The organism is Paraglaciecola chathamensis S18K6, assembly GCA_000314955.1.
In the GTDB taxonomy this organism is placed as follows: Bacteria; Pseudomonadota; Gammaproteobacteria; order Enterobacterales; family Alteromonadaceae; genus Paraglaciecola; species Paraglaciecola chathamensis.
The window spans coordinates 131,148-154,316 of record BAEM01000059.1; the positions used below are offsets into that span (position 1 = coordinate 131,148).

At 44.8% G+C, this 23,169-nt stretch carries 14 protein-coding genes; 7 read left to right on the top strand and 7 right to left on the bottom strand.

All coding sequences use genetic code 11. The features are described 5' to 3' along the window. Nucleotides 1–81 precede the first annotated feature (81 nt). A complete protein-coding gene (locus GCHA_RS21120) occupies nucleotides 82–3,273 on the top strand; it encodes a glycosyl hydrolase (protein ID WP_007992000.1) in 3,192 nt (1,063 codons plus the stop codon). Nucleotides 3,274–3,413: 140 nt separating this feature from the next. Further along, nucleotides 3,414–6,527 carry a TonB-dependent receptor gene (locus GCHA_RS21125; RefSeq protein WP_039992892.1) on the top strand — a complete coding sequence of 1,038 codons (3,114 nt, stop codon included), beginning with the start codon at nucleotides 3,414–3,416 and terminating at the stop codon, nucleotides 6,525–6,527. 473 nt (nucleotides 6,528–7,000) lie between these two features. Here GCHA_RS21125 and GCHA_RS21130 read toward each other — a convergent pair whose 3' ends face one another. From GCHA_RS21130 to GCHA_RS21145, 4 genes are all read right to left on the bottom strand, one after another. Then, nucleotides 7,001–7,528 (bottom strand): NUDIX hydrolase, encoded by a 528-nt coding sequence (locus GCHA_RS21130; protein ID WP_007992003.1) that lies wholly within the window; start codon nucleotides 7,526–7,528, stop codon nucleotides 7,001–7,003. A gap of 398 nt (nucleotides 7,529–7,926) precedes the next feature. Next, nucleotides 7,927–9,771 carry an arylsulfatase gene (locus tag GCHA_RS21135; protein ID WP_007992005.1) on the bottom strand — a complete coding sequence of 615 codons (1,845 nt, stop codon included), beginning with the start codon at nucleotides 9,769–9,771 and terminating at the stop codon, nucleotides 7,927–7,929. A gap of 23 nt (nucleotides 9,772–9,794) precedes the next feature. Then, nucleotides 9,795–11,015 (bottom strand): AGE family epimerase/isomerase, encoded by a 1,221-nt coding sequence (locus tag GCHA_RS21140; protein WP_007992007.1) that lies wholly within the window; start codon nucleotides 11,013–11,015, stop codon nucleotides 9,795–9,797. 84 nt (nucleotides 11,016–11,099) lie between these two features. After that, on the bottom strand, nucleotides 11,100–12,104 hold the full coding sequence (locus tag GCHA_RS21145; protein ID WP_007992009.1) for a LacI family DNA-binding transcriptional regulator: 1,005 nt from the start codon (nucleotides 12,102–12,104) through the stop codon (nucleotides 11,100–11,102). A gap of 275 nt (nucleotides 12,105–12,379) precedes the next feature. Here GCHA_RS21145 and GCHA_RS21150 point away from each other — a divergent pair, with 275 nt between their 5' ends. The 4 genes from GCHA_RS21150 to GCHA_RS21165 are packed head-to-tail and all read left to right on the top strand — an operon-like array spanning nucleotide 12,380 to nucleotide 18,182. Next, nucleotides 12,380–14,245, top strand: coding sequence for a sodium:solute symporter family protein (locus tag GCHA_RS21150; protein WP_007992010.1), 1,866 nt, complete (start codon nucleotides 12,380–12,382; stop codon nucleotides 14,243–14,245). A gap of 26 nt (nucleotides 14,246–14,271) precedes the next feature. Then, nucleotides 14,272–15,450: a glycoside hydrolase family 130 protein gene (locus GCHA_RS21155; RefSeq protein WP_007992012.1), complete on the top strand. Its 1,179-nt coding sequence runs from the start codon at nucleotides 14,272–14,274 to the stop codon at nucleotides 15,448–15,450. Further along, nucleotides 15,447–16,664, top strand: a complete 1,218-nt coding sequence (locus GCHA_RS21160) for an AGE family epimerase/isomerase (protein ID WP_007992013.1) — start codon at nucleotides 15,447–15,449, stop codon at nucleotides 16,662–16,664. Before GCHA_RS21155 ends, GCHA_RS21160 begins: the two co-directional genes overlap by 4 nt. 33 nt (nucleotides 16,665–16,697) lie before the next feature. After that, the gene (locus GCHA_RS21165) at nucleotides 16,698–18,182 is read left to right on the top strand and encodes a glycoside hydrolase 5 family protein (protein WP_007992014.1); all 1,485 of its coding nucleotides are present in this window, start codon (nucleotides 16,698–16,700) and stop codon (nucleotides 18,180–18,182) included. Nucleotides 18,183–18,413: 231 nt separating this feature from the next. Here GCHA_RS21165 and GCHA_RS21170 read toward each other — a convergent pair whose 3' ends face one another. The 3 genes from GCHA_RS21170 to GCHA_RS21180 form a co-directional block, all read right to left on the bottom strand. Then, the gene (locus tag GCHA_RS21170; protein WP_007992015.1) at nucleotides 18,414–18,881 is read right to left on the bottom strand and encodes a nuclear transport factor 2 family protein; all 468 of its coding nucleotides are present in this window, start codon (nucleotides 18,879–18,881) and stop codon (nucleotides 18,414–18,416) included. A gap of 89 nt (nucleotides 18,882–18,970) precedes the next feature. After that, nucleotides 18,971–21,106, bottom strand: a complete 2,136-nt coding sequence (locus GCHA_RS21175) for an FAD-binding oxidoreductase (protein WP_007992016.1) — start codon at nucleotides 21,104–21,106, stop codon at nucleotides 18,971–18,973. Nucleotides 21,107–21,225: 119 nt separating this feature from the next. Next, the gene (locus GCHA_RS21180) at nucleotides 21,226–21,846 is read right to left on the bottom strand and encodes a glutathione S-transferase family protein (RefSeq protein WP_007992017.1); all 621 of its coding nucleotides are present in this window, start codon (nucleotides 21,844–21,846) and stop codon (nucleotides 21,226–21,228) included. Nucleotides 21,847–22,027: 181 nt separating this feature from the next. On the opposite strand from GCHA_RS21180, the gene GCHA_RS21185 reads away from it, so the two are divergent. Further along, on the top strand, nucleotides 22,028–22,912 hold the full coding sequence (locus GCHA_RS21185) for a LysR family transcriptional regulator (protein WP_007992019.1): 885 nt from the start codon (nucleotides 22,028–22,030) through the stop codon (nucleotides 22,910–22,912). Nucleotides 22,913–23,169 lie beyond the last annotated feature (257 nt).

Genomic DNA, 23,169 nt, shown 5'->3' on the forward strand with positions numbered 1-23,169 from the left:
CTTAGCACACAGCATTGACGTAGTCGGCAATCCCTTTAATAGAACGAATAAATAAAAAGAAAAATTGAGGTAAGAGTCCTTATGTTTAATCAAAGTAATTCATTCTCTCGCTGTGTATTGGGGGTGTCGGTTGCCCTAGGGTTAAGTGGCTGCTTAGGAGGTGAGAGTCTCAATACAGAATCGGCTACTTACGTACCTGAGTCTCGCCCCTTATACGTTATTGCTCCTGCTGATATTGAAGTGAAACCCGGTGATGATGTGACGATTTCTGGTCGATTGGTGGGGACAACTGACGGACAAACTGTAGTTTGGAGCCAAATCAGCGGAACTGCGGTTTCGATTACTGACCCGAGCGCTGCAACATTAACGTTTTCAGTTCCAGATAGCATTCGCTCTGACAAGTTAGTGTTTCAGATCTCGGCTATAAACGCAGATGGCAGCGCTGCGACCAATGAAGATGGTGAGGCGATTATTGATATCGTTGAAATTACAGTGTTCGACCCAGACTCTGTCATCACATTAGATGTAAGTGCTGATAGCGCAACGTTAAACGGTGCGACCTTAGTCGTTGAGGGTGATGATATGTTCGTCGCGGGAGCGATGAGCGATACCCATACTGCGGATATAGAGCCAGGTATGTCGGTAACTTTTAATATTGACGATCAAGTGGGTTTTTACACGTTAAACGTGCGTTATTTGATCCCTACAGACTACGGTGGAAAGATGGCATCGGCCATTGTCAACGGTGTCACGTATGATTTTGAGTTTAGTGCGACAGGGCAGTGGGAAGAGCTACGTGTCGGTGTTGTTAAACTAACCGACGGTGAGAACACTATCGAGGTTGGAGGGGGATGGAACTATTATCGTATTGACGGTATTTCTCTTATCCCTGCTGCAGCACCCGCTGAACCTTTGCCAGTTGCACCAACATTAGTTAACGCGAATGCCAGCGATGAAGCCCTTGCATTAATGAGTTTGCTTAGCGAAAACTACGCTAAAGCGACCCTCTCCGGTCAGACGGAATTCCCGCGTAAAGTTGATGATGACTTTCCACTTACTGAAACCAACAAAATCATTCAGGCCACAGGCGATGACGCTCCCGCTATCGTAGCGTTTGACTACATGAATTATTCTGCTTCTTATGCGGGGGCTGATGGCAGTGCCGAAGGCCTCACAGAGGCGATGATTGCCGCGCACAAAAATCAAAATGCCATATTATCTGCGCTTTTTCACTGGCGGGCTCCTAGCGGCAATGCGGGCACGGGAGATGGTAGCTTCTATACGGATAGCACGACCTTCAATTTTGCCGCTGCCTTAGCTGATCCCGATGGTGCAGATTACGCTGCGTTGTTGGAAGACATAGATACGGTTGCTACAGAACTTAAAAAGCTAGCTGATGCAGGCATCCCAGTAATTTGGCGCCCATTGCATGAAGCGGAAGGTGGTTGGTTCTGGTGGGGCGATCAGGGAGCCAGCGAATACAAAAAACTATGGATGTTAATGTATCAACGTATGACCGATATGCACGGTTTGAATAACCTTATCTGGGTATTCACTCACACAGATGGCTTGTCCGAAGATTGGTACCCAGGAGATGAGTACGTCGATATTGTCGGGTTTGACGGGTACGGCGAGCCAAAAAATGACGATACGTTAACGTTTACTAGCCAGTACTCCACTCTTAAGGAGCGATTCGATGGCAAAAAGCTGGTGGCATTAACAGAAACAGGCACCATTCCTGATGTGGCCTTGATGCACGAACAAAATGCTTGGTGGTCGTTTTTCATAACCTGGAACTCTGAAACCTGGAACAGCGACTCTGTCATTGGCCCCCAAGGAGCTGACCCAGTAGAAATTGATGAAAATTACGCCTATGACGGTGTCATCAATCTAGCAGACTTACCCGGAGGGCGACAAAAAGTCAGTGGCACTTTTGCTAACTTTGAATCAGACGTGTATGGCTGGGAAGCACAATTGAATTGGTCCCCTACTGAGGGGATAACTACCAGCACGAACTGGGCCGCTAGTGGGCAAAATTCCCTCGTATTAAGCAAAGACATGACTCAGGCTGATGCGCTCGACAATGTTGTATTTCAGACCTATCCAGCAAACGGTATAGATGTAACTGACGTCGGTACCTTAAGTATCAAGGTAAATGCTATTAATGCAGGCACAAATGTCAACGCGCATATATTTTTTAAAGCACCTGATGGCGTAGAGAGTTGGCCAGAGGCGGTAGCGGTATCTGAGGGCGGCACTGAGCTTACAATTGACACCACTGACATCGATTTAATTACTGGTTTAGGCGTGCGCTTTCAAGGGCTAGATGGCACAGCTACTGAGGCACAATATCTTATTGATGACGTGCGCCTAGATGGCAACCAAATCTATGACTTTGAGCCGGATCCGATGGGATGGGCAGCGCAGGTAAATTGGAGCAACACCTCTGGTATTACGTTATCGCGAGACTGGTCAAGCGATGGTGCGCAATCTTTGGCCTTCGTAAAAGACTTGTCGGCGCTGGGTGTCTCAGAGAATGTAGTGATGCAAACGTACCCTGAAGGTGGAATTGACGTAGCGGATAAGTCGACGCTTACGTTACACGCTTATACTGCCGATTCCTGTGCTGCTACAGACGCCCATATTTTCTTTAAAGCGCCAGACGGCGTCGAAAGTTGGCCCGATGCGGTGGCAGTTGGGGCTGACGGTGTGGAGTTATCGATCGATGTGGCAGAGATTGCACACATAGATGGTTTGGGAGTGCGTTTTAATTCTGTTGATAGCGCAGCTACAAACGCTAAATTTTATATCGATAATATTCAATTGGACGGCGCGAACATTATGAGCTTTGAAGATACTAGCGGCTTTGAGTTGCAAGTAAATTGGGTTCCAGCATCTGGCTTACAGCGTTCCACCGAATGGACGGCAAGTGGGAAGTACTCATTGGCTGGTGCGGTGCAGATTGCTGATGGTGATGAGGTCGTTATACAGAATTATCCCCTAGGCGGTGTGCTATTGGGCGATGAGGTTACAGCCTTAACGCTCACAGCCTTTATACCGGGTGCCAGTAGCACAGCAACGGCTAAGTTATGGGCTAAGGATAAAGACGGTACATGGCGAGATGCAGGGGCTGTGCCCATGACCGCTCAAGGTACCCAGCTGAGTTTAGATATTGCCGATTTAACAGAAATTCAAGGATTTGGTGTGCAGTTTCAGGGGTTAAGTGACACTGAAGGTACATTTTTTATCGACGATGTGAAGTTTACCCAATAAGCCCAAGTGGCATGGCTGCCGCGACCGACCTTAATAAGCATCGCGGCGAACAAACAGCAGTGAATGTGCCGCGACAATATGGCGCATCAATTAGCACAGCACTACTTGTGCTTAAGAATTCAGAGGTTAAGGATATTTTTATGAACCACATACAACACACTAAGCGAAATTTTAACAAGCAAAAACTGGCTATATGCGTAGGACTCGGTTTATTGAATTCAGTCTTTACTGTGCATGCGCAAGAAGTTGAAGCGTCCGCCACTCAACCTGATGACGCGCTTGAAGTGATTGAAGTTCGTGGTCTAAAGAGTTCATTGATCCAATCGATGAACAACAAGCGTTTTTCAAATACTATCACTGACTCCATTACTGCAACTGACATCGGAAAACTGCCTGACGTCACAATCGCTGATTCCCTGCAACGAATCACAGGTGTGCAAATTAACCGCTCAGGCGGGGAGGGGACCTCGGTAAATATCCGTGGTGTCGGTCAAGTGGGGACGACCCTTAACGGAGAACAGATGCTCTCTGCTAGCGCAGTTACCACTGTACAGCCTAATTTTACGGATATCCCGTCAACTATGGTATCTGGTTTAGATGTATACAAGTCTCGTGAAGCAAAACAAATTTCGTCTGGCACGTCTGGGGTTATTGATCTTAAAACTTACCGACCATTTAAGCTTGATGACGGTTTTACCTTTAATGCAAAAGCTGAATTGACCGATGGTTCTATGGGTGATGAAACAGACGAACTAGTCTCAGCCTTCGTTGGATATAATCATGATCGCGATTTTGGTTTTACTTTAAACGTATCCGTTTCAAATAAAAACTTAGCAGATTATGTTATCGGATCTACGGGTAATGATTGGGGGTTTGCAGCAACTGAGGCTTCAACCTTTGCGCAAAACAACGTTGATGCCAATGGAAATGGTAGTACCGACGATACGTATTATGCATTTCAAGGGCACCAAGCGGCTAATCAATATATTGCACGGGACCGCGTAGGTGTAAATGGTTCATTTCAGTGGCAAGTAGCTGATCGCGTAGAACTGGTCGCCGATGTTTTTTACACGCAAATGGATGAATTACAAACTCAAGCAGCATTTATTGCGGCCCAAGCGTGGCAGGGGGTGACAGGTTGGTTCACCCCGACCTCCAGCGGTTTTACAGCACATCCGCATCAAACGAAAAATGCTGATGGCAGTATTAATACACTGCCTGGTAGCTTTAATTCGTTTAGCGCTGGGGTGTTACAATCGAGGCGCAATATGGCGCATTCTGAAGCAAACGCTATCGATCGCGAGGCATTAAATACTAACCTTGAGTTAAATTTTGATTTGACGGACAACCTTTCTGGGTCGGTGCGTTGGGTGCACGGCAAAGCGACTGATGACAATGCGTTAAGTGTTGTAGATTCATACATAAATAGCGGTTCACAAGTAAATGCAACCTATAAAGGTGAGGGCGGCGTAGCCCTGAGCGATGTAAACCCGTGGGGTTATGATGGTCAGTTCGCTCAACTACCAGACGGCACAGAGGTGGAAGACTTCACCATGATCCCGATTGGTATTGAATATACAGGGTCTAGTCAAGTATGGGATTTACCTACTACGCATATTATAGATGGACAAGAAGTTAACGAGATATTCGGCAGTAATATAGCTCGTTATTCGGCGACATCAGCGAATTTAACCGGTGCCCAAAAAGAAGCTGAATTAGACGTGCTGCGCTTAGACGGAAAGTATGTGTTCGATGATCTTGGGCCGGTTGTTTCTAGTGAATTTGGGATCCGTTACGGTAAGCGGGATGTAACACAATTGTCTTGGATTGGCGGTGTGGCGCGAACCAATCAATATGGTGATGCATTTTTATCACGTTGGAAGGACAGTGCGAGTCAGGCACCGGAAACGTTAGAATCGTTTATTGATCCCATTTCATTTGAATCATTAGATCAAAAGGGCCTCATTACGCAAATAAGTGATTTTCAAGGGGCAAGCGGCTTAGGCACTTTGTATTTTGTTGACCCTGATAAAATGTCAGACCCGCTGGCGTGGCACAACGAGGTGTACGGGCAAAATATTCAGTCTCCGGATGGCGCAAACTCCTACGACTTAACCGAAAAAAATAGTGAAGCCTATGTCCAGTTAAACCTTGATGGTGAGTTAGGTGAAATGCCTTACCGAGGAAACGTAGGTCTGCGTTATGTGAAGACTGAGCTAGACATTAACCAATCTGAACTCGGTACTAGTGGCACTGCAACTTATAACGGTGTGTCTTATATTTTATCTGGTGCATTAGGGATGTTACCACCTACGGCAGCATTGCTTAATACTGAGCGTGAATACTCCGATGTTTTGCCTTCTGTTAATTTGTCGCTCAACTTAACAGATGAGCAAATATTGCGTTTTTCATACAGTAAAACCGTGACACCGCATGACACTAACAATTTAGCAGGTGGGATAAACGTGACACGAGTGTTAGCGTGTGACCTGCAGGAGCCAGACGGCACCAGTATTTTCTGTGCAACTCAAGCTACGCAACAGGGTAACCCGCAACTTGACCCATGGCGTTCAACCAATTATGACGTTTCATATGAGTGGTATTTTAGTGAGTCGGGCATGTTGAGTGTAGCGGCGTTTTATATCGACATAGAGTCATTTATCGGAAATACCACTGTGCAGCTTGCGCTTGAAGACAGTGACGGTGTTGTTCGAGGTTATAACCTAGAGACCGGGGAATTTACCGGTACCGTACCTACAACAACTAAAGGCAATGTGGACGGCGGTAGCGTAAAAGGAATTGAGATCGGCTATCAGCAAGGCTTTGATTTCTTAGACGGTATCTGGCGAAACTTTGGCATTACCGCTAACTATACTTACTCGCCGAGTGAAAGTGGTGATACCGATTATTATGGTGAGAGTACACCAATGCTCGATAATTCAGAGCATCAAGCAAACTTTGCTCTTTGGTACGAAAACGACGCGTTACAAGGGCGTATTGCGGCTAATTATCGCAGTAAAACCTTTATGTCTGTACGTCGCTTAGGTAGCTATGAACTAGCGAAATTTATCGAACCGACATTATATCTTGATGCGTCTGTTAGTTATGATTTCAACGAGAACTTATCAGTGTCGTTGCAAGGCACTAACCTAACGGAAGAGACGCGAGATACCTACCTACAATGGGAAGATTTAATTGATAAGCGCTACATTAATGAGCGTCGATTCACACTAGGTGCTCAATATCGTTTTTAACCTTTCGGAGCATTGTATGTTAATAAGTGACCACTCAACGAAAGTGTAAAATAGCGCAAACAAGGTGCATGACTGAATGAATGGTTGTTCCGTTTCCAAGTCATGCAATGAAGTGTCAGTTCTTTAAAACTGGCCTGCGAGAAATGCCCCAGCGGCTTTTGCTCTGCGTTATCATTATTTGAAATATTTCACTATGTGAAAGGAAGCAACCCTTACTACATAGCGATGCATTAATCAAAAAAACGCTGGACGCATTCAGGGTGAGGGCTTATCAATGCAAATAGGTATTAGAATAGCGAGAGGTTGAAAAAGCCCCTTTTAATCTTTGATTAAAAGGGGCTTTTTACTGGTCAGAATAACTACTGATATGAGTCGTTACTCTGACCAGCAATTAGTTGCTATCTAGCGGTCTAAGGATATGGCTGAACGCGTGGAGATAAAAACAGACTTGTTAAGAAGGTAGATATTGATCTTCACTTTTTGCGTGTTAGCAGCTTTTTAATGGCACTACGTACTGAATCAAAGGCGATTTCATCAATTGTTAGGCTTGCAAGGGAATAAAACTGAGCTTGAGCTATTTCGCTGTACTGGATTGATAACCGCGGTTTTTGAGGTAGAGTCGTTACAAATATCGTATCACAGGTGTGATAATTGACATTTTTGTATAAATACTGATTCGGAAAAGAAGCAAAATAATGCCAATTTTCTATGTCGAGGCTAAGTTCTTCATAAATCTCTCGAGTCAGAGCTTGCTCTAGTCCTTCATCATGATCTACAAAACCACCTGGTAGGTCGAGCTTCCCTTTACCTGGCTCGTTTGCTCTTCTGGTAAGCAATATTTCATCCTGTACTAAAATGATAGCCGCAACGGCACTAGCAGTGTTGTGAAAGTAAGTAAATTGGCAGTGTGGACAAATAAAACGAGCGCCTTCGATAAGCGTTATCTTTTCGCTTTTACAATTAGGACAGTAGCGGAATATCTCAGGGGAAGGGAGCTGCATAACAATCTACTCTTGATGTGAATATTACTTCAGGTGTTTAGTGATTATATACAAAGATGCTTTTGAGCGTCGTCCTTTATACCATTCCACGTTAATAAGTGATCACTCAGCGAGAGTTTAAAAGGGCTTAAACAAGGCGCATGACTGAATGAATAGTTGTTCTCTTTCGAAGTCATGCAACGCAGTGTAAGCCCTTTTAAAACTCGCCTACAAGGAATGCCCCAGCGGCTTTTGCTCTGCGTTCTCACTATTTGAAAGGGAACAACCATTACTACATAGCGACGCCTTAATCAAAAACCGCTGGACGCATTCTGAGGCGGTCACTTATTAATACGGATTGGTATTGCTTAGGGACGACGGCGATCAAAAAGGTGATAGGCGTACATTCGGTGATCTTTCTAATAAGGATTTGAAATCGCACTGAAAGAGCTCTGTTTACCCTCGGGTACAAATATGAATCTGCGCAGTCCACTTATACTGGTCCAAGGTTTAATACTGTTGTTCGCAACTACTTCCAGTGTGAATTCAGTATCGCTGGGTGTGAGCTTTAACGTGCCAATGAGTTGGTTTTCTAGTCCATTTAATTCTGTGGTTACCTTTTGTTCATTTAGCTCTATAGAAATCTCAAGTCCAGCACTGTCGGTGTTGTCTTGCTGAATGTAGAGGTGATAGTTCCCTGCGCTCATTACGTCAATGTGGTAACGGGCAAAATCCCCAGGTTGCCCTAAGTTACTTAGATGGTGCGGCTTGCTCAGCACATTTACAGATGTTGCCGCAGGGCCAAAGCCATTTACCAGACTGGCTTGGTTGGTAATTTGATAGACGGGGGGTCTGAAGCTCGCGGGGTCGCCGTGTATCTCATTAAATTTTGCTTTTAACTTACTGATCATACTTTTAGCTACAACAGGCTTTTCCGTAACGATATTGTGACTCTCAAGAGGATCTTGTTGCATATCAAACAACAGGTAGCTTTTTGTCGCTTGTGGGTATTGCGGCCTATCTGCTGCAGGGTTTAGGAGTAGCTTGTATTGCTCTGTTCGCAATCCAATTGTTTGGTTGGCGAAATGCATGGCTGCTTTTGCTTTGCGATCAATTGGGGTCCATTGGTTGAAATTGGGTAAGTCGACGTTAACATCATGTGAAGCAATATATGTCTCTCGATTGTTGTCACCTTTGGACTCACCGGTTAGGTAATTCAGGAACGATAGCCCATCAAACCCTTTGTGGGTAGCTGGTAATTTAGCTTGGGTTAGTTCGGTGAGTGTGGGAAGTATGTCTTTTACATCAACATACCTAGGCACATCACGGGCCTGCCAGTGATCTTTCCAACGTATAAAAAGTGGAGACTTGATACCATTTTGCCAAGACTGTCCCTTATTACCTTTCAGTTTTGATGGATTACGTTGGTGCCACTCCTCTTTTAGCATTGCGCCGGCATTACTTGAGTCCCACCAGGGACCATTATCGCTAAGGAAAATGACTACAGTGTTGTCAGATAAATTAAGGGCATCTAGACGAGCGAGTAACCGACCTATTTGTTCATCCATTTCATTTACCATGCCATATAAATTAGCGATAGCAGGACGTAATCCCTGTTTTATTATAGGGTCGCTGAATTTTTTGGGGGCAACCCACGGTTCGTGCGGTGCTAAGTAACTTAGGTAGGCAAAAAAAGGTGTGGTTTGGTTTCGCTCAATGAAATCAATAGCATAATCTGTGACCACTTCGGAAGCCCATTTTTGATGGGTGACCTTTTGTCCATTCAACCAGCCAAAGCTGTTTTGGTGTTGATAAAGCTCTGCATAGTAACCTTCGTCAAAACCTCGGTCCCAAGGAAAATAACCATTGGTCTTGCCTATATGCCATTTCCCCCAAGTGCCTGTTTTATAGCCAGCATTAAGCAGAATATCTGACATTAAAACTTCGTCTCTTGCCATGAAATCTCGACCGCCGTGAACTCCTGACACGCCTGTTTTATAAGGATCTCTGCCACTGAGCAGCGCCGCACGGGTGGTAGAGCATACAGGCGTTACTGTGAAGTCACTAAAGCGAACTGACTCACGCGCTAACTGGTCTATGTTTGGTGTACTGATATAAGGTGATGCGTGTATAGACAGATCGTCAAAGCCTAGATCATCAGCTGTGATAAGTACTATGTTTGGGCGGGAATGCTCGGGTTCAGCATAGAGAATATGACTGGAAAAAAGCAGTACTATGGCGCAAAAATAAGCGATTGGTTGCAAGTTCAAATTCCTTATATTTAGATTCACAAAAACTGCCGTGCTTCAGCGTGCGCCATAAACAAGTGATACAAGGTGCTGGCTGGGGCTGAGGCATTAATAACCTGATTATTGGCATCAAGTTGATCAACGTACAAAGAGGGCTGTTGTGGGTTGATAAAATGGTGCAGTAAATTCTCAATGGCGATACGCGCATCGTCTAAATAGGGATTAGGGGGCGGGACAGTGCGCGCCATCGCTAAACTGGCTTTTATCCATTCGGTCATTGGCCAGCAACGTTTAGTTTGTGATGATCCCCCTGTTTTCAAATCTACTTGATCAAGCAACAAGGACCTCCAACAATTATCGTCACTGTGCTTCTCGCTGTGAGCTTGAGGGTCTGCCTTTGTTAAACCCAGCGACAGGGCATTGCGGTAAAGCGCGTGGCAATATTGTGCTACTGGCTTATTTGTATATTTGTGGTATTCCTGAAGTAACCAAACCCATTCCATCATGTGACCCGGCTCGATGATATCGCCCTTAGTCGTGGATAACTGCCAGTTATGACTAAAAAATTCGCGTACCACGCCGTGATTGTGATCATAAAATACATTTTCGAACAGGCCGAAAATTTCACCAGCGTACCCTAACCACTTTGCATCTTGAGTCGCTTGGTACAAGGCTAAAAACGCTTCAAACAAATGCATATGTGGATTTTGGCGACGGCACTGGTAAGAGTAACTGCCTTCTAACCACCCTGCTGAGGAACCTTTTAGTTTTACCTCGATGCTGTCAATCAGTTGGTTAGCTTTATACAGCGCATGTAAATCGTTAAACACTGCATAGCGCCAAGCGTATGCGAGCAGGAAAAATGCGCAGTCATACAAGTCGACATTCTCATTGATGATCTTGTCTTCGTGGTCGAGAATATGACAGAACATACCGCTTTGATTAATTTCAGCGTGGCGTTGAACAAAGGAATCAAGCTGACTGACCCTGAACATAGCATCATCTAACCATCCTTGTTTACTTGCGTAGGCGCAACAAAACATTTGTCGAGCTTGTACTCGAATACGTTTGTTTGCACTAAGGTCAGCTTGACCATTTGCTAGGAATCCTTCAATGGCACTGCCATTCGGCATAAATCCATTTCGTGCCCAATAGGGTAGGACATCATTACCCAACCAACTGTCAAAGCGATGAATGGTATCTTGCAACGGAACATGCGGATCGTCGCTAGAGTAAAATTTATTTGAACCGGTTAACATGGTTATGATCATTAGTTTAGATGAATATATGAGCTAAATATCACACAAAAAATGAACCGGTTCAATTTTTACTTTGAAATTTTATTATTTTGCTTTTTCTGTATAACGAGTGGTGCTTTCACGAATAATAAACTCATAGGGGAAAACGTACTCTTTGGTCTCTGTAACTTTACCTTGGATCATATCAAGTAGCATCTCTGCTGATTTTTCTCCGATTTTTTCAGCAGGTTGAGCTACGGTAGTCAGCGTTGGAACTACGTATTTAGATACGTCCATGTCATCAAAACCAGTGATCGAAATATCTTGAGGGATCCGTAAGCCTTTATCGATAAAGCCCTTCATAGCAGCAATAGCCATTTCATCATTCATGCAAAAAACTGCGCTTGGACAGTTTTTCATATTGTAGAATTGCTCGGCGGCACTGATCCCAGACCAATAATTAAAATCGCCTTCGATGACTAATGACTCGTCAAATTCAATACCATGAGAGCTTAGAGCCTGCATATAGCCTTTCAAGCGATCTCGAGTGTGCGGGTTCTCGTGTAATCCTGAAATCACACCAATACGCGTATGCCCTTGTTGAATTAGATGGCTGACCACTTTATTTGCCGCGCCAGCATTATCGATACGCACCGAACTGTAGGGCGTACCCTCGCAACTGCTGGCACTAACTGCGAACACACCTGTCTTTGGTAGCAAGGAGTCATTTTCTTTGTAGGGACGTAGATTAATTACCCCATCCGCAAGGCGCGTTTCCACCATACGAATGAAGTCTTTTTCTTTTTTCGATGAGTCACGGGTATCGCCAAGCAAGACGTTATACCCCGCGCGTTGAGCCACGGACTCGATACCACTGATCACTTTTGCAAAAAACAAGTTCGCGATGTCAGGGACCATGACGACAATGGTGTTCGCGGTCTTGCTGCGAAATTTTTGCGCCAACATATTAGGTTTGTAATTGAGCTTTTGAATTGCCGCTTCGACTTTCTCCAGGTTCTTTTTAGATACCCGCTCTGGATGGCTAAGGGCTTTGGATATTGTCCCCGTGGATAAGCCTGCTTCTTTTGCCACATCTCTGATGGTTGTCACTATGCTGCCTTTCTAACTGAATGTTGGGAGTTTATTGTCCCTTGGCCTGGATATTGAGCAGGCCAATCAGGTGCTTTATTTAATATGGGTTCAGTTTACTTAATCTGGCGTTTAACGCCAGCAAATCACTATATTAACGTAATTTTCAGTTTAACAGTTGTTAATAAAATGCAAAATTTAACTTGATAAGTGAACCGGTTCATTTTATGTTTGTATTATCTAATCACTGTTATTTAAAAACGTTACTCCTATGAAAGTAACGGGAAAGCCGTTTCATGATTCTATCTGCGCTAGATATTTCGATTATTGCTGCTTATTTGCTCGCCATTGTGGCGCTAGGGTTATATATCTCTAAAGCTGCAAGCAAAAACGTACAAAGTTACTTCTTAGGAGGAAACAAACTGAAATGGCAATTGCTGGGTTTATCGAACGCGTCTGGCATGTTTGATATCAGCGGTACCATGTGGATGGTTTATTTACTCTTCATATACGGACTTAAAAGCGTCTATATCCCTTGGCTATGGCCAAGTTTTAACCAAATATTTTTGATGGTATTTTTGTCGATTTGGCTACGTCGATCTGGGGTGATGACAGGGGCTGAGTGGATCAGATTTCGTTTTGGTGAAGGCAAAGGTGCGACGTTAAGTCATTTTGTTGTGGTGCTATTTGCCCTGCTAAGTGTATTGGGCTTTCTTGCCTATGGTTTTATTGGGATTGGCAAGTTCGCTGCTGCGTTTCTACCTTGGGAATTATCTGTTGACCCTCGTACCAATGAAATTTATTACGGCTTAATTATGACCGTTTTGACCTCTCTTTACGTGGTTAAAGGAGGTATGGTCAGCGTGGTCTTTACCGAAGTATTGCAGTTTGTGATCATGACAATTGCCTGCATTGCTATCGGAATTGTGGCGATGATGAAAGTCTCTCCAGAGCTGTTGGCCCGTGCCACGCCTGATGGATGGGACAGTATGGCCTTTGGTTGGAAGCTGGATCTTGATTGGAGCTCACTTTTAGCTCAAGCCAACGAGCGCATCATCAGCGATGGTTGGTCGCTATTCTCAGTGTTCATTATGTTGGTCCTGTTCAAAGGAATATTGCAAAGCATGGCGGGTCCTGCACCTAACTTTGATATGCAGCGTGTATTGTCTGCCAGAACGCCAAGCGAAGCGGCCAAAATGAGTGGTTTTGTGAGTTTAGTGTTGCTGGTACCCCGTTATATGATGATTACAGGCTTAGCGGTTTTGGCTCTGGTGTACTTCATGCCCCAGTTAAGCGCTATGGGGCCGGATGTTGACTTTGAACAGATTTTGCCTTTTACCTTAGCTAACTTTATTCCAAGCGGCTTATTAGGCCTTATTATCGCCGGCTTGCTCGCTACTTTTATGTCAACGTTTGCGGCGACCACTAATGCAGCTCCTGCGTATGTAGTTAACGATATTTATCGTCAATATATCAATCCTAATGCATCGGCTAAAACATACGTGCGTATGAGTTATTTAATCTCAGTAGTGTTCATTATATTGGGTACCGCTATTGGACTATTTATACCCTCGCTAAACGCCATCGTAATGTGGTTGGTATCCGCTTTATATGGTGGCTATACCGCGTCTAACTTATTGAAATGGTATTGGTGGCGCTTTAACGGTATGGCTTATTTTGCTGGTATGTCCGCAGGCATTTTGGCGGCGATACCTATGATGTTCACCGACGTTTCACCCTTATACAGCTTCCCCTTTATGTTTGCGGCCTGTTTGGTGACCTGCATCGTTGTCAGTTTTATCACCGCACCAGATGATATTGAAGTCGTGAAAAATTTCTATTTAAAAACACGCCCATGGGGATTCTGGGGCCCAATAATTGCGGCTGTACAAAAAGACGACCCGAGCATCTGCCCGAATCAGGAGTTCAAGCGAGATGCGCTGAATGTGCTTATCGGGATTGTATGGCATACCAGTTTAACTGCAGCGCCTATTTTCTTGGTTATTCAGCACTGGGGCGGGTTAACTATCGCCACAGCGGTGGCGATCATTTCTAGCATCCTGCTCAAATACATGTGGTGGGACACTTTAAGTGATGAACCACATGAGCAGAAAATTTCATCTCAACCTTCTATGTTTTCCCCTGCTCAGCAAGGGAAATAATACTTATGCGAACAAGAGCACTTTTTATGAATGACAAAACCTTATTTCATGCCCGAGTCAAGGATATTAAAGCCCATCACGAAACGTTGCTTAGTGCTGTGAATCAGCCTACTCAGCTTAGTAATGGAATATTTCAGCGTTGGCAAAACCCAGTATTGACAGCCGCTCATACTCCACTTACTTGGCGCTATGATTTTGATGAATCGCGCAATCCCTATTTTATGGAACGTATTGGAATTAATGCCACGTTGAACGCCGGGGCGATTTACTTTAACGGTAAATACACTGTTGTTGCTCGTGTAGAAGGCAACGACCGTAAATCCTTTTTCGCGGTGGCACAAAGTGATAACGGTGTTGATGGTTTTACCTTTTGGTCTCGTCCTATCAATATGCCTGACGCAGAAGTACCCGATACTAATATTTACGATATGCGCCTGACTCGCCATGAGGACGGCTATATATATGGATTATTTTGTACTGAACGCAAAGATGATACTCAGCCTGACGATGCATCTGCTGCGGTGGCTCAATGTGGTATAGCCCGCACGAAAGACTTGGTTGATTGGCAGCGTTTACCGGACTTAGTGACTTACAGCGGTCAGCAAAGAAACGTCGTGCTACATCCTGAGTTCGTTGAAGGGAAATACGCGTTGTACACACGACCACAAGATGGCTTTATCAGCGTCGGTGGTGGAGGAGGTATCGGATGGGGGCTGTGTGATTCAATGGAATCCGCCAAGATTGAGCAAGAAACTATTATTGATCACAAGGTTTACCATACGATCTCTGAGGTCAAAAACGGACAGGGGCCTGCACCAATAAAAACTGAGAGTGGCTGGCTACATCTTGCCCATGGTGTGCGCAATACGGCCGCTGGTTTAAGATATGTGTTGTATATGTTTATCACCGATTTACAGCAACCTTGGGTGATAACCCACAAGCCAGCCGGCTATTTACTAGCCCCTGAAGGCGATGAGCGTGTTGGCGATGTGTCGAATGTGGTATTCAGTAACGGCTGGGTTGTTAATAAGAGCGAGCAAGTTTTTATCTATTATGGTTCGAGCGATACACGTTTACATGTTGCCACCTCAACCATTGCTCAGCTAGTAGATTATTGTTTAAACACGCAGCAAGATGGGCTCACTACACACAGCAGTGTTCAAGCTATTTATGATTTGGCGGCTGCCAATGAGGGTGCGCTATGAGCCTGACAGCAACTGACGAAGATGTTGCTATGCATTTCAACCGCCAAGGGGTCGATTGTGAATTGGGCCAGATCGCTAAGTGGTGGGTAGAACACAGTGTTGATTATGAAAACGGTGGTTTTTTTGGCGAAATTGACTTTGTCGGCAAGGCGTTACCCACCGCAAATAAGGGAATTATTTTAAATAGTCGAATATTATGGTTTTTCAGTGAAATTGCCCTGCGACAGAATAATCCTACATTTAACTCACTCGCTACCCGAGCGTTTAATTATCTGATTGAACATTTTGACGATACTGAAAATGGAGGGGCGTATTGGGAATTAGCATTTGATGGTTCAGTTGTAGAAACAAAAAAACAAACGTACGCACAGTGTTTTTGTATATATGCGTTGTGCAGTTATTTTCGTTTAACCGGAGATCCAGCAGCACTTGAGAAAGCACTCGTTTATTTTCAATTGGTCGAGAAACACGCTCGTGACGCTACGTGTGGAGGCTATATCGAGGCATTCAGTCAGGATTGGAAGAGCATCAGTGATTACCGCTTGAGCGAGAAAGATCTCAACGTCCCCAAATCAATGAATACTCATTTACATGTGCTAGAAGCTTATAGTGCTTTGTATCAAGTACACAAATGCGTGCAAACAGAAGAAGCGCTTCGTCATGTAATTGAGGTATTTCAGTATCACATTGTTTGTCATAAAACGACTCACCTTAAATTATTTTTCGATATGCAGTGGAGGGATAAGTCACAAACCTATTCTTACGGCCATGATATCGAAGCTAGTTGGCTGTTATGGGAGTCAGCGAAAATTCTGGCCGACAAACGAGTCATGAGTAAGCTCAAACCTGTGGTGATTGGTTTAGCACAGGCTTGCTTAGATGAGGCCATAGGAGAGGAAGGCCAGCTGTGCGATGAATTCATTTTTGACGAGCGACAACGCAAAGAGACAAGTTATTGGTGGGTTCAGGCTGAAGCACTCGTTGGCTTTATGAATGCTTTTACATTAACTGGCAACCAAGGGTTTAAAGAGGTTTGCCAACCAATTTGGACCTTTATTCAGCGCTATCATATCGACGCGACCCATGGAGAATGGCATTGGCTAGCCAACCATCATCAAGATAGTCAAAGCCGTATCTATAAAGCGGGTTTTTGGAAAGCGCCATATCACAATGGACGTGCAATGATGGAATTGCAGCATCTGCTAGAAAAATAGTGTCTATACAACAGCAAATTTGAGTGACATAACATGTTAAAAAATGCGTTTTTCATAGCTTGCTTTTATTTCGTTAGCAGCCATGCCTACTGCCAGTTCGAGCACTTTATCACTCGAGATGGCAGCCGTTTACTAGACGGTGATAGGCCGTTTCGTTTTGCTGGTTTACATGCCCCAGAGCTACACCGTATCGAAGATGATGAACGCGGTGTATGTAAAGAGGATCGGCGGGGATGGGGACAGTATTTTAAATGGCCTACGAAGGAAGAGCAGCAAAACTGGGTACGCTCATTGGTTCGTACCGGTCATAAAGCTACGCGAATATATGTGCTATCGGTAGCACAGCCAGATGATGCTGCATGTCAGCGCGAAGTGCATATTTTGCCTCCAGTCAAAGCGGACGGAATGCCCAGGTTGAATGAAAAGGCTATGCAAGTACTCGATCATTTGCTGGCAACCGCTGATGAAGAAGGTTTACGTTTAATTATTCCTTTTATTGATCATTGGAGCTGGTGGGGGGGACGTGCTGAATTAGCTGCTTTTTACGATGAAAGCGCAGATGACTTTTATGATACAAAAAGCAAAACCTATCGGGCGTATCAATCGATTATTCAACAGGTTGTTACCCGGACGAACACTATCAGCGGCAGAAAATACTCTGCAGAAAAAGCAATTATGGCATGGGAAACTGGCAATGAATTAAAAGACAGCACGTCTGCCTTTGTTACCGAAACAGCAGCGTTGATACGGCGTTTTGCACCTAATCAATTAGTAGTCGATGGTAATTATTTAAGCGTGCTAAGTTCGTCTGTCAATGACCCCAATATTGATATTATTAGTAATCATTTTTACTCCGTTAATCATAACAACAAGCCGCAAACAATCATTGATGACTTAGTTTCAATAAAAGGTAAGAAAGTTTACATTATTGGCGAGTTTGGGTTACTACCCACTAAGCAAATTCAGGAAATCATGCAAGCCGCTGTGACAAGTGACGTAAACGGGGCGCAAGCATCTGGAGCACTAATATGGGGCTTTCGTGGAAGGCGACATAATGGCGGTTTTTATTGGCATAAAGAAGGCAACAGTGACTACTACAGTTATCATTTGCCTGGTTTCGAAGCAGGTAAAGAAAATGATGAAATCGCTGTTATCGATACAATAAGGCAAGCTCAAGCGAATATGAATGAAGAAGTTAAACCTCGCATATTACCGTCACCTGAGCCACCAACTTTGCGCGATGTTTCTCAAGCCCGACATATTAATTGGTTGGGTTCTCCAGTGGCTCGAGCGTATAGAATTGAGCGGAAGCTTGCCAGCGACAAAAAATGGTACGTCATTGCTAAAGAGATAAGTGACGGGAAAAACCAATATGACTCTCGCCACGATAATTTGTTTACCGATACTGACGAGCTCACTGTTGGCCAAACCTATCTGTATCGTGTCATCGGCATCAATGAGTCTGGGGAGTCTCCTCCTTCAAATGTGCAGCCTCTGTATATTTCATCCAAACGATGAAAATATAGCAGCGATCTTATAAGTGTCTTTGTAATACCCTCATGGTCATGCATTGTGATAGTCGAGGTAAAGTCACCCGCGAATGTAAAACGAGGGCAGAGCTTCAGGCTGCACTGTTGCTAATCTAGGTGTGTTAACGCGGCGTTTACGCGATTGATTTTGAAAAGAGGTAAAGGCGTTCTGCGCGAACGCCTAAAGAGAGGCTAGATTTATTGCCTGTATCCGATTTGCTTACAACCCTAACTCCGATAACCCTGGGTGGTCGTCGGGGCGGCGCCCTTGGGGCCAGTGGAATTTGCGCTCTGATTCTTTGATGGGTAAGTCGTTGATGCAAGCGAAGCGGTTTTGCATTAAACCATTTTCATCGAATTCCCAGTTTTCGTTGCCGTAGGAGCGAAACCAGTTGCCGCTGTCGTCGCGCCATTCGTAGGCGTAACGCACGGCAATACGATTTTCAGTGAAGGCCCATAACTCTTTTATCAGGCGATATTCCAGTTCTTTTTCCCATTTTCCTTTTAAAAATGCAGCGGCTTCTTCGCGGTTATTCACGAAAGTGCTGCGATTACGCCATTTGGTATCTACTGTATAAGCAAGTGATACCTTTTCAGCGTTACGGCTGTTCCAGCCATCTTCTGCTAGGCGCACTTTTTCGATGGCGCTTTCGCGGGTAAAGGGGGGCAGTGGTGGGCGTGTACTCATTTTTAAATCCTCTTTGGGTAAAGTAACGTTGAATAACTTGTGTAGGTTTCAACAATAAGTGACTTTGAATATTAGCCTGTTTAATTGAGCTACAAGTCTAATATAACAGTGTCGGAATCTTTCGCTGGTACCGCGCAGCATAACAATACTTCTGACGCGTCAATATGCGCACTTGGCTTTGTGCGATACGTTACAGCACCACTTTTTAGTTTAACCGCACATGAGCCACATTGGCCGTTGCGGCAACTGTATGGTGGCGTAAGCCCTTTGCTTTCGGCTACGTAGAGCAGGGGCTTGTCACCCTTGTACCAGCTTTGTTCAATACCTGAGTGAGCAAACTTTATCACAGCAGATTCAGCCTCTAGCGCCGCATGATTGCTGGTATCTGTTGAGTGGCGAAGTAAAGATGATGGCCCAAACGCTTCGGCATGAATATCTTCATCTTTTACCCCAATGCCGATCAGTAAGTCATACATACTTTGCATAAAACCTTGAGGACCACACAGATAAAAGTCTTTGTCGAACAGCGATGGGAAATCGTCGCTATGCTCTGTGGCCATTGCATTGAGTACGTCCATTACCAAGCTTTGGCTAATTCGCCCTTGGGAAGTGTAATCGTTCAACGCCGCAGAACTCTCTGTCTGAGCGTAGTGAATATCACTTAATACAGAATAATACTGAATACGCCCAGCGCTGCGCTTTACAATGTTGCTCAGTTCTGCATAGAAAGCACGTTGCTGCCTATTTTTGGCCGCTTGAATAACTGTCATTGGGCGGATATAGCGAGTGCGTATACCTTCATTAACTGCATCATTTGCCATGGCCACCATTGGCGTTATGCCCACACCCGCACCTATTAAAATGGCTGGGCGCTGTTGTGTGTTATCGATAAAAAAATGGCCGCTTGGTGCTTTAATCTGTATTTCACTGCCAATCGATATTCGAGAATGCAAGGTACTTGATATCACACCATACTCTTCACGTTTGACTGAAATACGATAACCACTTTGCGTTGGGGCACTGGATACAGTGTAATTGCGCACAAGCCAGTTTTCAGTATTTTGCTGCTTAATACGTAGGGTTAAATGTTGCCCAGGGGAAAATGGCAGTACAGGAGCATCATCTTTTGGCTGTAAATAAAATGAGCGGATTGTACTGCTCTCGTCTTCGATTTTACTGACGGTAAATGCGCGCCACTGGTTACGTTTAGCTTGTGCTTTTAACACCGCCTCAGTCTGTGACCAAGTACTGGTGGCTTGAGAATTGGGGGAGTAGCTGTCGAATTGAGCGCGAAATGGAAGTGCCGCTTTTAATGTCACCCCTTGGGTTAGGGTAAATTGCCAGCCGCGCTGTGCACCTTGAAACCCTTCTATTAAAGGTGAGTCACTCGCCAGCAATGTAACCGTGCCGGTTAACATAAAAACATCGCCGCTGGTAAAATCAACAAACAGTAAACCCGCTTTGGGGTTTAACACGAAATTACCCAGCGTATTGAAGAAGTTATTCCCTGCATAATCAGGAATGGTGAGGGTGTTTTCGTCAACCTTTATAAAACCTGGCATGCCACCACGGTGTGACACATCAACCCCCATAGCGTTACGAGTAGCATCTTTGCCGTTTGCCTTGTTACTGAGGTGTTGCTCGGCTGAACTTGCCACGAAAAACGTATCCGCTTGGCAGATGAAGGCCTTTAGGCTATCACTTAGTTCAAAAAACGCTTCAGCGCGCGGGGCCTTGTATGGCGCTTCTGGCGAACGGATAAAATGAAGATCGCGAGTTTGAATATACTGCGGACAATTCCCAAAAGATTGCTCAACCTCTAAAGCAAACTGGTTGTTCGCTGCGCTGGTAACACAAGCGTTGACGCGGTTTCTACGCCGGGTCGACATTTCTAACCCCAATAAACCCAATCGCGCACCTTGTGTGATTGCTGCGGCTAATGGGTCACCTGATAAAATTGGGCTGTTTACTGTGAGCTTGGTCGGGGAAGGGGACTGCACGAAGCCCGGCTTTCCAGGCAAAATTGACGCCCAAAGTTGCCCCTTATCTGATGTACTACCCATCACCATAAACGGCAGTTGCTGGAAAAACTGCCTGTGTTGATCAGGCATAAATTCGCGGATCGCGCGGCGGCCAATAGTACGCATTTTTTCGTAACTTCCGGCACTTCTTTGCATTTGCTGTTCACCTTCGTGAAAAGCACTTGAAGTAATCTGTGTGTTCATAATGACTCCATTAGCGCAGTGCGCCGGAAAAGCATTTGCCAAAAATATTAAACTGGTGATGCAAAAGAATGTCGGGCTCAAACCTATTCATTGAAAGGCAGAGCCGCTAAAACAAACACTTACTTTACCAGCCCCGCTTTTGTAGCCTGCATAGGAACGAAACCGCTTAACCCTTCTACGTTAGATAACCAGCGACGTATATTTGGATATGGGTCAAGAGATACATCCCCCTCGGGAGCGTGGGCGACATAGCTGTATATCGCAAAGTCAGCCAAGCTCACTTTATTAGCCACTAAGAAGTCATTGCCATCGAGTTGCTGTTCCAATTTTGTTAGGGCTTTTGCTGCTGTTTCTTTAGCGAAAACAGGATCAACCGGCGAGTTGAAAACATTAATTAACCTTGCTGCACCAGGACCGTAGGATATCTCTCCTGCAGACATGGCAAGAAAACGATGCATCTCAGCTTCGCTGGCAAGATCTTGCGGAATATATGAAGGGGCGTATTTACGTGCCAAGTAAATCAAGATTGATATTGAATCGTGAATAACCACGTCTGAATCCTCAATTACTGGTACTACACCCAATGGATTGAGAGCCAGAAATGGGGCTTGTTTATGCTCCCCAGCGGGTAAGTCTACATAAATAACTTCATGGGCTATGCCTGCAACACTCGCAAATAACTCTACTCGGTGGGCATGACCGGATAATGGAAAACCGTGAATTTTAATGGCGTTTGACATGATGTTTACCTTATTTAATCGTTAACTAATGACTTCTGATGTTAGTCACTGACCTGTCGTGACATGGGTAAATATTAGGCGTTGAGTTTCTTATGAACAATATGTTGATTTATGGAATAACTATGTACAAAATGTTCATAAATTAGCCGAGGCATTACGCAGGGCATTACACGGAGCTTTTATGGATACACTCGATGGCATGCGCACGTTTATTGCGGTGGCTAAGCAAAAATCTTTCACTGGTGGTGCCAAGCAACTAGGCATAAGCACTAAACTGGCGAGTAAATACATTGCTCAGCTGGAGCAAAAGCACGGTGCTTTGTTGTTCCACCGTACTACGCGCAGCGTTACGTTGACCGAAACTGGGCAGGCGTATTTTGCGCGATGCGTTCCTTTGTTGGAACAATTTGAAGAGCTAGAAGATGTCATTCAGCATCGACAGTCTGCTCTGTCTGGCACGGTTCGCTTAACCGCACCTACCGCATTTGGCAGTACCAAATTAGTCGATGCACTAGCCCCATTTTTAGCCCTGCATCCGAAAATCAATGTTGAGTTGAACCTGTCTGATCAGTACGTGGCTATCATCGATGAAGGTGTGGATGTTGCTGTGAGGTTCGGGCCGTTGAAGGATTCAACACTGATCGCAAAAAAATTGATGGATATGCGTATTGTTTTTTTTGCCTCTCCTGAGTATTTAAAGCGCAATGGCAAACCAAGCCATCCCCGTGCGCTGGCGACACACAATTGCTTATTGCAGACTTCTCAAAACGACCCTGAAAACTGGAAGTTCAAGCAAGATGGCAATACGTTCACCGTCAATGTTAGCGGCGATTTTGCTTCTAACTCTCCCAGAGCAGTAACCCACATGGCTTCCCAAGGGCTGGGTATAGGCATGGGCCCACAATACGTGACTGAGCCTTACGTAAAAGACGGCTCATTGCAGTTGCTGTTCGAACCCTATGAAGCAAGCATATTGGAGCTAAATGCAGTTTACGCCTCAAATCGGCACCTACCGGCAAGAATACGAGCGTTGCTTGATCATCTTGCACTTTCTTTTACAAGCTAGTTGGTATTATACCATTCCACGTTAATAAGTGATCACTCAGCGAGAGTTTAAAAGGGCTTAAACAAGGCGCATGACTGAATGAATAGTTGTTCTCTTTCGAAGTCATGCAACGCAGTGTAAGCCCTTTCAAAACTCGCCTGAAAGGAATGCCCCAGCAGCTCTTGCTCTGCGTTCTCACTATTCGAAAGGGAACAACCATTACTTCATAGCGACGCCTTAATCAAAAACCGCTGGACGCATTCTGAGGGGGGCACTTA

What these genes read in the sequence shown, in the direction of transcription:
- GCHA_RS21165 (WP_007992014.1), top strand. Translation starts at nt 16,698, where the DNA reads ATGTTAAAAAATGCGTTTTTCATAGCTTGCTTTTATTTCGTTAGCAGC.
- GCHA_RS21125 (WP_039992892.1), top strand. Translation starts at nt 3,414, where the DNA reads ATGAACCACATACAACACACTAAGCGAAATTTTAACAAGCAAAAACTG.
- GCHA_RS21130 (WP_007992003.1), bottom strand. Translation starts at nt 7,528, where the DNA reads ATGCAGCTCCCTTCCCCTGAGATATTCCGCTACTGTCCTAATTGTAAA.
- GCHA_RS21170 (WP_007992015.1), bottom strand. Translation starts at nt 18,881, where the DNA reads ATGAGTACACGCCCACCACTGCCCCCCTTTACCCGCGAAAGCGCCATC.
- GCHA_RS21150 (WP_007992010.1), top strand. Translation starts at nt 12,380, where the DNA reads ATGATTCTATCTGCGCTAGATATTTCGATTATTGCTGCTTATTTGCTC.
- GCHA_RS21160 (WP_007992013.1), top strand. Translation starts at nt 15,447, where the DNA reads ATGAGCCTGACAGCAACTGACGAAGATGTTGCTATGCATTTCAACCGC.
- GCHA_RS21140 (WP_007992007.1), bottom strand. Translation starts at nt 11,015, where the DNA reads ATGTTAACCGGTTCAAATAAATTTTACTCTAGCGACGATCCGCATGTT.
- GCHA_RS21155 (WP_007992012.1), top strand. Translation starts at nt 14,272, where the DNA reads ATGAATGACAAAACCTTATTTCATGCCCGAGTCAAGGATATTAAAGCC.
- GCHA_RS21180 (WP_007992017.1), bottom strand. Translation starts at nt 21,846, where the DNA reads ATGTCAAACGCCATTAAAATTCACGGTTTTCCATTATCCGGTCATGCC.
- GCHA_RS21120 (WP_007992000.1), top strand. Translation starts at nt 82, where the DNA reads ATGTTTAATCAAAGTAATTCATTCTCTCGCTGTGTATTGGGGGTGTCG.
- GCHA_RS21185 (WP_007992019.1), top strand. Translation starts at nt 22,028, where the DNA reads ATGGATACACTCGATGGCATGCGCACGTTTATTGCGGTGGCTAAGCAA.
- GCHA_RS21175 (WP_007992016.1), bottom strand. Translation starts at nt 21,106, where the DNA reads ATGAACACACAGATTACTTCAAGTGCTTTTCACGAAGGTGAACAGCAA.